The following is a 13,473-nucleotide window of genomic DNA, read 5'->3' on the forward strand; positions in this document are numbered from 1 at the left end:
TTTACTCAAGTGCTTTTAACGTCGAATTAAAAGTTTTGTTTTTTTTAGTAAGGCTATGTTTCTAGTAAAGGGGTTTACTAACGGTACTTATATGGCAATCCATTCTTAAACATCTATAAAAGCCCTTCAGGACAGGGTAGTCTTTAAGTCTTTTAGAATAAGTCCAATGCCATTCTTTTTGACTTAGTTGGCATTTATAATCAGCATAAGTGTCATTCCGAATATTATTCCACTAAGTATAAGGTTCCAAGTTTTTCTTCTTAAATCTAGTATGGTTATCATGAAGAAGTTTAATAGTAGCACCGCAAGGACAATGATGATTTGACCAAATTCTAATCCTAAGTTAAAGGCGAAAAGTGGTTTTATGATACTGCTTTCTCCACCCAATAAACTTTTAAGGTAATTGGAAAAGCCCAGTCCGTGGATTAATCCGAAAACGGTAGCAATGATGTATCTTACAAGTTTTCTTTTTCGCGGTTCAGCGTAGATACTTTTCTGGAACTTATGGAAAAAGTTAACGACACAGGTTAGTAGAATAGTTATAGGTATTAAAAATTCTATCAGGTCAGAATTTACTTTTACTAAACCGGTGGCAGAAAGACCTAAAGTCATGGAATGCCCTAAGGTAAAGGCGGTTACCAATATAAGTACACTTTTCCATTGTTTTAAGGAAGAAATGGCACAGAGTGCAACGATGAATAAGATGTGATCGAAACCTTTTAAGTCGGTTATGTGCTGATAACCAAGTTTTAAGTAAATGAGAAATTCTTGCATGCAATATTTTAAGATAAAATTGGCTTGAAGTTACAAAATGGCATCTATTAAGCCAATTTACTAGGTCTTTTTAAGCAAAATCTTAAAGGCTATCCACAGCCCTTCAAGCGTTTAATTTTTCTTTACTGTATTGCTCTAGAATATTTAATTTATAAAACAGAATTCTCTGGGGTCCCTCCAAGTTTATAGGGGTAGTCAGTGGTGTAATGTAAGCCTCTACTTTCTTTTCTTTTTTGAGCACATTTTATGACCATTTCGGCACATAAAATAAGATTACGAAGTTCACAAAGTTTTACAGACAACTTGGTTTTCTTATAAAACTCTTCCGTTTCATCTTGCAATAAATGCAATCTTCTCATAGCTCTTTCTAAACGAAAATCTGAACGGACAATTCCCACATAATCAGACATCATTCTTTGAAGCTCTCTAAGGTTGTGCGTGACTAGAACGGCCTCTTTGGGTTGCTCGGCACCAAACTCATCCCAGTCAGGAATAGAAGTATTAAATTCTATACCTTCAATATTATCAAGGGCCTTTTGAGCTATTCTATTACCAAAAACTGCTGCTTCTACAAGAGAGTTAGATGCTAGTCGATTGGCTCCGTGTAGTCCTGAGGAGGAACATTCTCCGCAGGCAAAAAGGTTGCTGATGCTAGATTGTCCATTATAATCTACTAGAATACCACCACAAAGGTAGTGGGCAGCGGGGGTTACAGGAATATAGTCTTTGGTCATATCTACCCCTACCGTCAGACATTTCTGATAGATATTAGGGAAATGATCAAGGATCATTTCCTTAGACTTATGGGTGATGTCAAGATAAACAAACTCCTCACCAGACTTCTTCATTTCGGCATCTATACTCCTAGCAACAATATCTCTAGGAGCCAGTGAGCCTCTTTCGTCATAGTCGTACATAAACTCACGACCATTTTTATCTCTTAAGACGCCGCCTTCACCTCTTACGGCTTCAGTGACTAAAAAGCTAGGGAAAGAGCCAGGGTTGTAAAGAGAAGTTGGATGAAACTGAATCATTTCCATGTCTCTAACTTTCCCCTTTGCTCTATAAACCATCGCTATGCCATCTCCGGTTGCTATCACAGGATTAGTAGTGGCTGCATAAATATGCCCAGCACCACCTGTGGCCATAAGTGTCATTTTCGACAGAATCTTTTCTACTTTTCCAGAGTTTACGTCTAAAGCATATATACCATAGCACGTAATGTCTTCCGTTTCTCTGGTAATCTTAATGCCTAAATGATGCTGAGTAATCACCTCAACGGCATAATAGTGCGTTAAGATTTCAATGTTTGGGTTTTTAGAGACCTCTTCTAAAAGAGCTCTTTCTATTTCCCAGCCTGTAATATCTTTATAATGGAGAATTCTTTTTTCTGAATGACCGCCCTCTCTGGTCAAATCATAAGTGCCGTCTTCGTCTTTATCAAAATTGGCACCGTATTCTATCAATTCTCTGATTCTATCTGGGCCTTCCTTGATGACAATTTCCACCGTCTTTCTGTCACAAAGCCCATCACCAGCTATAAGCGTGTCGCTAATGTGTTTTTCATACGTATCTACTTCTGGGTTGAAAACAGCAGCTATCCCTCCTTGGGCATATTTGGTGTTGGTTTCTTCCGCGTTTACTTTGGTTAAAACTAAAACCTTCCCTTCCTTGGCGGCTTTAAGAGCAAAACTAAGACCGGCTATACCAGAACCGATAACTAAAAAATCTGTTTGACGCATATTAGTGTTTGAGACTATTCAACAAAAAAAAGAAGAAATTTCCATAATGCCACTGATTATACCAATCCCTCTCTAAGTAAATCGTGTAAATGAATAAATCCTAAAACCTTTTGGTTGTCCACCACGATGAGCTGTGTAATGCTGTTTTTACGCATGTATCCTAGAGCTTCAACGCCCAAAACATCCTTTTTGATGGTTTTTGGGGTTTTACCCATGATATCTTTTGCTTTTAATCCACTGAAATCGGCATTCTCATTTAGCATACGTCTTAAATCACCGTCAGTGATGATGCCTACCAAGTTTTCCTCCTCGTTTAAAACGGCAGTAGCTCCTAGTCTTTTTGACGTAATTTCCAGAATTACGGCATTAATTCCCTCATTCTCCCTGACCACAGGAATTGCATTTTTTGTATAAATGTCTGAGACTTTAAGGAGCATGATTTTTCCTAAATTTCCTGAAGGATGATACTGAGCAAAGTCCTCTTGGCCGAAATTTCTCATGTCCATCAAACACACTGCGAGGGCGTCTCCCATTACCAAAGCGGTAGTGGTAGAAGAAGTAGGAGCAAGGTTATTTATGCCGGCCTCTACTTCTACAAATACATTTAAAGTGCAATCTGCAGCTTTGGCTAAGGCGGAGTCTACATTGCCAGTAATGGCTATTAGTGGAGATTTAACCCGTTTAATATAAGGAAGTAAATTTACTATTTCTGGACTGTTTCCACTTTTAGACAAACAAATGACTATATCGTTTTTGTCCAATATGCCAAGATCACCATGAAGTGCGTCTACGGCATGCATAAAGACAGCTCTCTGCCCAGTAGAATTAAAGGTTGCAGAAATCTTCTGGGCAATTATCGCACTCTTTCCAAGACCCGTTAAAACAGCCTTTCCTTTAGAATTGAGTATCAGGCTTATAGCTTTTATGAAGTCTTCGTTAATAGAACTTTTCAAAGAATCTATTGCCTCTGACTCAGCGGTGATGACTTTTTTGGCTAAGTCGGTTATTTTTTTCTTTATTTTCGTATCCACTTATAAAATTCAGTAATAATTATTCGACAAAAGTATAAAATCTTTGTCAGCATAAGATTTAAAGCCCCTTAAGGTGAATTGAGTTAAAAAGTACTAAGTAAAGTGATTTTTTTTGGCTAAATTTAGATACCATAATTTTAAAGCCCTTTGATAGGACGTAAGGAGCAGGTACTTAGTGACTTACCATGATTGATATAATAATAGAAAACAAACTAAAGCAAAATCTTAAAGATGTCTTTGGTTTCGACAAATTTCGAGGAGAGCAAGATAAGATAATACACAGTGTGGTTTCTGGTCAAAACACTTTCGTGATCATGCCAACTGGTGCAGGAAAATCCTTATGCTATCAGCTTCCCGCAATTACGCTAGACGGTACGGCAGTTGTAATTAGCCCTTTGATTGCCCTGATGAAAAATCAGGTTGACCAAATGGTGGCCTTTGGGATCAATGCCCAATTTTTAAATTCTACACTCAACAAGTCAGAAATGAACAGAGTGAAGAAAGATGTACTCAGCGGAGAGTGTAAATTACTTTACATAGCTCCAGAATCTTTAACAAAAGAAGATAACCTTGTTTTTCTTAAACAGGCCAAATTGTCTTTTGTGGCTGTAGATGAAGCTCACTGTATTTCTGAATGGGGTCATGACTTCAGACCAGAGTACAGAAAAATCAGGAGCATTATTGAAAGCATTGACGTTAATTTGCCCATTATAGCCCTTACGGCTACCGCGACGCCAAAGGTTCAGATGGATATTAAGAAGAATCTTGACATGGATGATTCTACTTTATTCAAAACGTCTTTTAATAGAGCCAATCTTTACTATGAAGTTAGGCCAAAGATTAATCCTAAGAAACAGCTAATCCAGTTTGTAAGTCAATACAAAGGGAAAGGTGGGATTGTTTATTGTTTGAGCAGAAAGAAAGTAGAGGAAATAGCGAGTTTATTATCTGTAAACGGCGTTAAAGCTCTTCCGTATCATGCAGGTTTGGATCCTGATGTGAGGATTAAAAACCAGGATGCCTTTTTGAAGGGAGATTGTGACGTGGTTTGTGCCACTATTGCATTCGGAATGGGTATTGATAAACCAGATGTTCGTTTTGTGGTTCATTACGATGCCCCTAAATCTTTAGAAGGTTATTATCAAGAAACAGGTAGAGCAGGTAGAGATGGTTTGGATGGAACCTGCCTTATGTTTTATGCTTATGATGATGTTCTCAAACTAGAGAAATTTAATAAAGATAAAAGTGTGATGGAGCGTGAAAACGCCAAAGCACTTTTGATGGAAATAGTTTCGTATTCTACTTTAGGTGTTTGTCGTAGACGTCAGCTTCTCGGCTATTTCGGCGAATACATGGACAAGGACTGTGGTTTCTGTGATAACTGTAAGCACAAGACAGGTTCTTTTGTAGTGAAAGATGAGATTACCTTAGCTCTTAAAGCTATTCTGGCAACAGAAGAGAGGTTTCCTTTGCAACACATTGCAGATTTACTGACTGCCAATACCACTAAAAATGATTACATCGTTAGTCATGATCATCATAAACTAGCAGAGTATGGTGCAGGTTTAAATTATTTCAAAGGAGATAAAATAGACTTTTTTAAACCTAACGGTAAAGACGACACGGAGAAAGAGAAATTTGGGCCTACAGACAGATGGGTTTCAGTGCTTCGTCAGTTAATGGTTTACGGTATTATAGAAAAAGATATTGAAAACTATGGCGTCATAAAAGTTTCTGCTACCGGGAAGGCGTTTTTAAAGAAACCGCATGAAATAGAAATGCGTGACGACCACGACCTTTCTCTTGCAGAAGGTAGTAGAGATGACGGTATTCAGTCTTCTGGCCCAAGTGGCGGCGGTGGTGCTGCAGATGAGGCTCTTCTGGAAATGCTTAAGAGCTTATGTAAAAAGGTAGGAAAAGCCCACGGAATACCTCCTTATGCTGTTTTTCAAGAGCCTTCTTTATTAGAGATGGCCAGTGTTTACCCTATTAATATGGAATCTCTTACACAGGTTCAAGGTGTTGGAATGGGTAAGGCTAAGAAATTTGGTAAGGATTTTATTGAAATGATAGCCAAATATGTTGAAGAAAACGACATAGAAACGACGCAGGATTTTGTAGTGAAATCTGCAGTTAATAAATCAAAGGCCAAAATTGTTATCATTCAGCAGGTGGATAGAAAAGTTAGTTTGCCAGAAATAGCGGACTCTCTGAAGATAAGTTTTGATGAACTGCTAACGGAGATTGAAAACATTTGCTACTCAGGCACCAAGCTTAATATAGATTACTATCTGGAAGAAGAGATGGATGAGGATAAGCAAGACGATCTTTATGATTATTTCATGTCTTCACAGTCTGATGCCATAGATAAAGCTATGGTGGAGTTTGAAGATTACGAAGAAGAAGTAACGGAAGAAGACGTTAGACTGATTAGAGTTAAGTTTTTAAGTGAAGTGGCCAACTAAGCCACAGCTATATTTTAAGAGAGGCTATTTCATGAATGTGGGATAGCCTCTTTCGTTTTATAAGACGAATTGCCTTGGGTAAATTTCTAAAGGCCATTTTTTTATGAAGACTAATAGCTCTTTTTGTTTGTTGGGCGGTTCATTTAATTCCTAAATTTGTCATTTTAAAAATGGATATATGGAGGTAATACAAGGTAACATTGTCAATATTTTTGATAACACTATTTACTGGGGAGAGCTAATAGTTAAGGATGGGAGAATTTTTACCATTAAGAACTTTGGCGAGGAAAAGAAGGGAGAGAGCTATCTTTTACCGGGCTTTGTGGATGCCCACGTTCATATAGAAAGCTCTATGCTTAGTCCTGCCTCATTTGGAAGGGTGGCTGTAACCCATGGCACAGTAGGTTCCGTTTCTGACCCCCATGAAATAGCCAACGTTTTAGGTATTGATGGCGTGAAGTACATGGTGGAAGATGCTAAACAAACTCCATTTAAAGTGGCTTTTGGTGCTCCATCTTGTGTGCCAGCCACCTCTTTTGAAACTGCTGGTGCAGTCATAGATTCAGAAGGTATTGAAGAGCTTCTTAATATGCCAGAAATTTCTTATTTGGCTGAAATGATGAATTTTCCAGGCGTAATTTTTCAAGACACTGAAGTTTTGAAAAAGCTGGAGATTGCCAAAAGGTTGGGGAAACCAATAGATGGCCATGCTCCCGCAGTTAGGGGTAAAGATGCCTTGCAGTATTTTAGTCATGGTATTAGTACAGATCACGAGTGTTTCACTTTTGAAGAAGCCGAAGAAAAGCTTAAGTTAGGGGTTAAGATATTAATAAGAGAAGGTAGTGCAGCAAAGAATTTCGAAGCCTTGATTCCCTTAGCAAAAGAGTGGTCGCATCAAATGATGTTTTGCTCTGATGATAAACATCCGGACGAACTTTTGACTAGCCATATAAATGCTTTAGTAGCCAGAGCCATTGATGCTGGAGTAGGTCTTTTTGATGTTTTAAGGATGGCATCTTTAAATCCTGTCAAGCATTATTCGCTGCCTATCGGTTTACTTTTAGAAGGTGATCCTGCAGATTTTATTCGGGTAGGAAATTTAAGAGATTTTCATGTTATGGAGACCTATCTTAACGGTACTTTAGTAGCTGAGAATGGGAAAAGTCATCTTCCTGAGACAAAGAGTAAAATTGTCAATAATTTCAATGCTGAAAATCTGAATAAAGAAGATTTAAAAGTGTTCTGCAAAGACCCTTCTAAAAGACTTCGGGTCATAAGAGTAAATGATGGTCAGCTTATTACGGATTCTGTTAAAAAGGATGTAACCCTAGAGGGGAAAGAAGTGATATGCGATGTGGAAGGAGATGTTTTAAAACTTGTAGTTTATAATAGATATCAGAAAAGTAAGGTTTCTGTGGCATTTATTCATGGATTTGGCTTAAAAGCTGGGGCTATCGCATCTTCTGTGGCCCACGATTCACATAATATTATTGCCGTAGGAGTAGATGATGCAGCCATAGCAGACGCCGTAAATCTGGTGATACGAGAGCGTGGAGGTATTTCTGCTGTTTCTGCCGAGAAAATGGGTATTTTGCCACTACCAATTGCGGGTTTAATGAGTCATAAAAGTGCAGAGGAGGTAGCCCAAGACTACCAGCAGATTGATAGGTTTTCGAAAGAGGTTTTGGGTGCTACATTGAAAGCTCCCTTCATGTCATTATCTTTCATGGCTTTATTGGTTATTCCATCTTTAAAACTTTCTGATAAAGGACTATTTAATGGTCAAAAATTTGAATTTGTAGATTTATTTGAAGCTTAATTATGCCAATAAATATTATTAAAATAGGTGGCAATGTTATCAATGATGACGCCAAACTAGAAAAGTTTCTTTCCTCATTTGCTCAGCTCAAGGGCGATAAAGTTTTGGTACATGGTGGTGGTAAAATAGCCACTAAAATAGCCAATGATTTAGGTATTGAAACCAAAATGGTGGAAGGGAGGAGAATAACCGATGCTCCTATGAGAGATGTGGTGACCATGGTTTATGGAGGCTTAGTGAATAAAAAAATAGTGGCATCTCTTCAATCTAAAGACTGCAATGCCATTGGACTCTCTGGTGCAGATGCCAATCTTATTTCGGCTAAAAAAAGAGAGGTAAACAGTGTTGATTATGGTTTTGTTGGAGACATTGAAAGCGTAAATTCAAATTTTATAGATACGCTTTTAGGTCAGAAAGTTACACCGGTTTTTGCCCCATTAACTTTTGATAAAGAACATGGAATGTTAAATACGAATGCCGATACGCAAGCTTCGGCAATTGCTACGGCTTTGGCAGAAAAGAGGATTGTGAATTTGATATATTGTTTTGAGAAAAAAGGTGTCCTTTCTGATCCTGAAGATGAGAATTCTGTCATAAGAGTTTTAAAGCCAGCTCTTTATGAGGAGTATAAGAAAAGTGGCGTAATTTACGAGGGTATGATTCCGAAATTAGACAATGCTTTTGATGCTATAAACAAAGGCGTTAAGAAAGTTATTATTTGCGAAGCAGATGAGCTTCTTGCAGCTGTGGAAAGAGGAGAGACGGGCACTCAAATTTTAGCTTAGTCTAAAAGTATTCTTACATAGGAATGCGTGAAACCGTCGTATACTTCGTCAAAAAGTAGGAGTGAGTTTCCATTAATCATGAAAGATTGATTAAACCTAGCTCCATTGGTGTATTTGATGAGTGGAATGGAGTCCACAGAAGTGATGGATTTACCCTTTACAATAATATAGTTGGATTCAAATTTCAGTTCGTTGTTAATTACTTCTTGAAACATTCCGTTTGAACCAAAGCTTATCGTTTTTTGATTGTTTTCATCGGCTTTGATGGTAACACCTCCTATTCCTCCGCTAGCACTTTCCCATTGCCAAAGCCCTTCAATAGCTTCTGGCTGTGGCGTTTCTGTCTGGCATGCCAAAAGGCATACAATAAACATCAAAAAAAACATAAAAGTTAACTTTTTCATAGTACTTATAGGACTCCTGGTTCAATAAGATGGTTGGAAATTAGAAACATCCTACATTTGTTTTATGCTAATTGATAATACCTTTTCAGATGGAGCAATAGAACTGCTCAAAAAACTAATCGCGACACCTTCTTTAAGTAGAGAGGAGGAAAATACAGCTTATTTAATTGAGGAATTTTTTAGAGAAAGAAACATTCCCTTTTCTAGACATTTAAATAATGTTTGGGCAAAGAATAAATTCTTTGATAAAGAAAAGCCAACCATCCTTTTGAATAGTCATCATGACACCGTAAAGCCAAACGCATCTTATACCAGAGACCCTTTTTCTCCTGATCTAGAAGAGGATATATTGTATGGTTTAGGCAGTAATGATGCTGGAGGGCCTTTGGTTTCATTGATGGCTACTTTTGAGTATTTTTATCATAGATCTGATTTACATTTTAATCTGCTGTTGGCAGCATCTGCTGAAGAAGAGATTTCTGGGAAGGATGGTATAGAAGCATTGCTTCCAAAATTGCCTGAGATTTCGTTTGGTATTGTGGGAGAGCCCACCAGTTTAGATTTATCTGTGGCTGAGAAAGGTTTGATGGTTTTGGATTGCCTTAGTGTAGGAATACCAGGGCATGCAGCAAGGGAAGAAGGCGTGAATGCGATCTATAAAGCCATGGAAGATATGCTTTGGTTTAAGAATTATAAATTCGCTAAAATATCTGAAACCCTTGGAGAAATGAAAATGTCGCTTACGATAATTAATGCTGGAACCCAGCATAACGTGGTGCCTGATGAATGCAAGTTTACAGTAGACGTGAGGGTTACGGATGCCTATACTTTACACGAAACGTTGGATATTATTAAGGATAATGTTCAGTGCGAGGTGAAGCCTAGATCGGTAAGATTAAATTCTTCAGGAATAGCTCTTAATCATCCTTTAATTCAGGTGGCAAAAAGGCTTAATTATAAAATGTATGGGTCACCCACCCTTTCAGATCAGGCCTTAATGCCTTTTGAAACGGTGAAATTAGGTCCAGGAGATTCTGCTAGATCTCACTCAGCAGACGAATTTATAAGGTTGACGGAAATAAGACAGGGCGTAGATAAGTATTGCCAGCTTTTAGAAGAACTAAATAAAGTACTTTAAGTAAATTTAATATTGAGTTGGTATATTGTTTTAGGCATAATTATTGTTTTTCTATAGAATGTAACTATGTGGCGATAAACAAAGTATAAGAACTTTAATAGTATAATGGAAATTATAAGTAGCTTAAAATCAAGGATTGGCGGAGTAGAAGAAGATAAGATTAGCAAGTTTCTTGGGGAATCCACGGAGGCTGTTAATCGTTCTTTGGGACTGTCTCTAAATGCTATGCTGGGCGGTTTGAAAGAGATTGCTCTAAAGGATGGAGATGCCACAAGAATTTTAAAAGTAATCAATGATGGTGGGCACTCTGGTGACCTTACAGATGATTTGCCAAGGCTTTTCAGCAATCCTGATAAGGTTCAGTTATTGATCACGATTGGTAAAAATATTAATAATCACTTCTTTAATAGCGGATCTGGAGTTTTAACTGATAAAATTGCTGAGTTAGGTTCTATTAGCAAGACTTCTGCATCTTCTTTATTGAGTTTATCGGCTCCTTTAATATTAGGGGTTCTAGGGAAACACATAAAGGTGGAAGAACTTAATGCCTCAGGCTTTAATGCTAAATTGCTACAAGAGCCTTTGAGCTTAGATCCTGAAACATCCAAAGTTATGATGAACAGCTTAGGGTTTACGGCCCCGGTGGTTACAGCACCAATTATTAATCTTCCGCAAGCTGAGGTTAAAGAAGAAACTGCAAGAGTGAGGGTGAGGAAAAAAAGAGGAAGATCCAAAGACAAAGAAATTAGAGATGAAAATTCTGATAGTTCTTTCAACTGGGTAGCTTGGATATTTCTAGCGGTTTTGGGTTTAGCGGCTATTTACTATTCTTTAAAAGATAGATATTTATCTGATTCAGAAAATGAGCAAGTACTAAGTCTTAAAGACTCTGCTTTTTATAAGACAGAGAGCGATATCTTCGATAATCTTAATTCTACCGAAAATTCTAACGCTGATAATGCTGATGCTTTTGGTTCATCAAAAAATGAAGGTATCAACGCAGACGCCACCCAAAGTCCTAATGAGCAGGCATCTGCCGCTACAGTTAAAACGGAAAGTATACCACAACCTACGGTGGTAGAGAAAAGAGAAGCCCCAAAGCCATCTGCGGTTTCGCCAAAAGAAAATGTCGTTTCAAGGACTCCTGTTCAGGAGCAAGCAGTACGCGAAGAAAGCGTGGTGACCGACACCAGACCTATGTCTGTAAAACTTAATTCCCGTAATTCTTTTGTAGGTATCAATGGCCTAAGTTTCAGAAATAACGGTGCAGAAGTGCTTAGTAAAGGTGCTCTTACCGATGTGGTAAAATATTTAAAAGAAAATCCGGAAGCCAAAATTCAAGTGGCAGGAACCAGCTCTTCTTCCAGAACGGCAGAAGATAGAGCATATGGTGTTCAGGGGGCTTTATATGAACTCGGCATAAGTGCTTCTAGGATAGAAGTGCTATCAGGTACTAGAAAAGGAGATGGGCCTGTCGTGGTAAAAATAAAATAAGGATACATTTCAATAAAATTAACAGAAGCTCTCGATGAAAATCGAGAGCTTCTTTAGCTTATTAGCATGATTTTACCACAGATTTGCAACGTCTATGGAGTTATATAGTCCTTTTATTTTATTGGATATAAGCAATATTTTTTATTCTTAATGGTTTATTCCGTAATTCGCAACTCGTTAAATAAACAAACTAAAATACGGAATGAGGAAGTCTTTTTTAGCCTTTATGGGGCTTTTGCTTTCTATTGGAGCGTTCGCTCAGGATCTGACAACGAAAGCAAACTGGTTTAATCTCGATTTTGAGAAAGATGGGGTAAGGGGTATGAGTGTAGAGAAAGCCTATGAAGAGCTTTTGAAAGGTAGAACTTCCAAAACGGTTATTGTAGGGGTAGTAGACTCAGGAGTGGATATAGCTCACGAGGATCTCAAAGATAGAATTTGGGTCAACGAAGGCGAAATCCCAAACAACGGAAAGGATGATGACAATAATGGATTCATTGATGATATCAATGGATGGGATTTTATTGGTGGAGCAGATGGTCAAGACGTGCTTCAAGAGCAGTTGGAGTCCGCTAGATTGTATGTAAAATACAGTAAGCTCTTTGGTGAAAACCCCAAAAAACGCTTGCTGAAAAAATATAGAGAAGAATACAACACTTTTAAGAAAATAAAATCCGAGATAGACGAGAAAAGGAAGGAAGCTGAGCAATATCTTCCTATGTATGAGGGCTTAAAAGAGAACTTTGCCATTACGGAAGAAATTCTTTCTGATGCTCTCGGTACGGAAACCGTCACCAAAAGTCAAGTAGAAGGAATAAATGAGGCAGATGTAGATTTAAGAGTTCGCCAAGCAAAGCAATATTGGCTAAGAATGAATGAGATGGGTGCAAATGCCGCTGGTATTCAAGAGGGGATAGATCATTTTAAAGAGCAGCTTAACTATAATTATAATACCGAGTTTGACGCCAGATCCATTGTAGGAGATAACCCAGACAAACTGGAATATGGTAAATATGGCAATAGTGAAGTGGTGGGCCCTAGAGCTATGCACGGTACGCATGTTTCAGGGATAATAGGAGCCAACAGGAATAATGATTTAGGTGTAAAAGGAGTGGCGAATGATGTTAGAATAATGGTGGTAAGAGCTGTGCCTGGCGGAGATGAAAGAGACAAGGATGTGGCCAATGGTATCAGATATGCGGTAGATAATGGAGCTCAAATAATTAACATGAGTTTCGGAAAACCTTATTCCCCTGAGAAGGAGTGGGTGGACGATGCCATTAAATATGCGGAATCTAAAGGGGTTCTTTTGATTTCTGCTGCTGGGAATGATAATTCGGATATAGATGTCAATATTCATTACCCCACTAAATACTACAAAAATGGTGGTGTCGCATCAAACTGGATAGGTGTGGGTGCTTCGTCTTATGAAGATGCTCCTAAGTTGGTGGCAGACTTCAGCAATTACGGTAAAAATAATGTAGATGTTTTTGCTCCTGGCGTTGCTATTTATAGTACAGAGCCGAACTCTAAGTATGCTGAAAAACAAGGTACCAGTATGGCGGCTCCTGCAGTAGCCGGAGTGGCAGCCTTATTAAAGTCTTATTTCCCTTCTTTAACCGCGGTTCAGTTAAAACAAATTATACTAGACTCTTCCATTAAATTGGGAGATAAAAAGATAGTCCTTCCTGGCGAATCGGGTATAGGGCTTTTTAGTACTTTGAGTAAAACGGGTGGTGTTGTTAACGCTTATGAGGCTGTAAAAATGGCGATTGAAATGACATCACAACAATAGTTTAAAATAATTTAATGTGAAGCCTC

General features: G+C 38.2%; 10 protein-coding genes. 6 read left to right on the forward strand and 4 right to left on the reverse strand.

What is annotated here, in order from left to right; genetic code table 11:
• Positions 1 to 183: 183 nt before the first annotated feature.
• From ACTBZY_RS23250 to ACTBZY_RS23260, 3 genes are all read right to left on the reverse strand, one after another.
• On the reverse strand, positions 184 to 774 hold the full coding sequence (locus tag ACTBZY_RS23250; RefSeq protein WP_463048794.1) for a HupE/UreJ family protein: 591 nt from the start codon (positions 772 to 774) through the stop codon (positions 184 to 186).
• A gap of 149 nt (positions 775 to 923) precedes the next feature.
• Positions 924 to 2,516 carry an L-aspartate oxidase gene (gene nadB / locus ACTBZY_RS23255; RefSeq protein ID WP_463048795.1) on the reverse strand — a complete coding sequence of 531 codons (1,593 nt, stop codon included), beginning with the start codon at positions 2,514 to 2,516 and terminating at the stop codon, positions 924 to 926.
• 56 nt (positions 2,517 to 2,572) lie between these two features.
• Positions 2,573 to 3,547, reverse strand: a complete 975-nt coding sequence (locus tag ACTBZY_RS23260) for a KpsF/GutQ family sugar-phosphate isomerase (RefSeq protein ID WP_463048796.1) — start codon at positions 3,545 to 3,547, stop codon at positions 2,573 to 2,575.
• Between the two features lie 185 nt (positions 3,548 to 3,732).
• Between ACTBZY_RS23260 and ACTBZY_RS23265 the strand changes: the two genes are divergently transcribed.
• From ACTBZY_RS23265 to argB, 3 genes are all read left to right on the forward strand, one after another.
• Positions 3,733 to 6,012 (forward strand): RecQ family ATP-dependent DNA helicase, encoded by a 2,280-nt coding sequence (locus tag ACTBZY_RS23265; protein WP_463048797.1) that lies wholly within the window; start codon positions 3,733 to 3,735, stop codon positions 6,010 to 6,012.
• 178 nt (positions 6,013 to 6,190) lie between these two features.
• A complete protein-coding gene (gene ade / locus ACTBZY_RS23270) occupies positions 6,191 to 7,831 on the forward strand; it encodes an adenine deaminase (RefSeq protein WP_463048798.1) in 1,641 nt (546 codons plus the stop codon).
• Positions 7,832 to 7,833: 2 nt separating this feature from the next.
• Positions 7,834 to 8,616 carry an acetylglutamate kinase gene (gene argB / locus ACTBZY_RS23275; protein WP_463048799.1) on the forward strand — a complete coding sequence of 261 codons (783 nt, stop codon included), beginning with the start codon at positions 7,834 to 7,836 and terminating at the stop codon, positions 8,614 to 8,616.
• Here argB and ACTBZY_RS23280 read toward each other — a convergent pair.
• A complete protein-coding gene (locus ACTBZY_RS23280) occupies positions 8,613 to 9,020 on the reverse strand; it encodes a hypothetical protein (RefSeq protein ID WP_463048800.1) in 408 nt (135 codons plus the stop codon). The genes argB and ACTBZY_RS23280 overlap by 4 nt on opposite strands.
• 64 nt (positions 9,021 to 9,084) lie before the next feature.
• On the opposite strand from ACTBZY_RS23280, the gene ACTBZY_RS23285 reads away from it, so the two are divergent.
• The 3 genes from ACTBZY_RS23285 (at position 9,085) to ACTBZY_RS23295 (ending at position 13,447) form a co-directional block, all read left to right on the forward strand.
• Entirely contained in the window at positions 9,085 to 10,158 is a 1,074-nt protein-coding gene (locus ACTBZY_RS23285; protein ID WP_463048801.1) for a M20 family metallo-hydrolase, read from the forward strand.
• A 105-nt stretch (positions 10,159 to 10,263) separates the two neighbouring features.
• Positions 10,264 to 11,652, forward strand: a complete 1,389-nt coding sequence (locus ACTBZY_RS23290) for a DUF937 domain-containing protein (protein WP_463048802.1) — start codon at positions 10,264 to 10,266, stop codon at positions 11,650 to 11,652.
• A gap of 202 nt (positions 11,653 to 11,854) precedes the next feature.
• Positions 11,855 to 13,447 carry a S8 family peptidase gene (locus tag ACTBZY_RS23295; RefSeq protein ID WP_463048803.1) on the forward strand — a complete coding sequence of 531 codons (1,593 nt, stop codon included), beginning with the start codon at positions 11,855 to 11,857 and terminating at the stop codon, positions 13,445 to 13,447.
• Positions 13,448 to 13,473: the final 26 nt, after the last annotated feature.

It is taken from the genome of Arcticibacterium sp. (assembly GCF_055134445.1).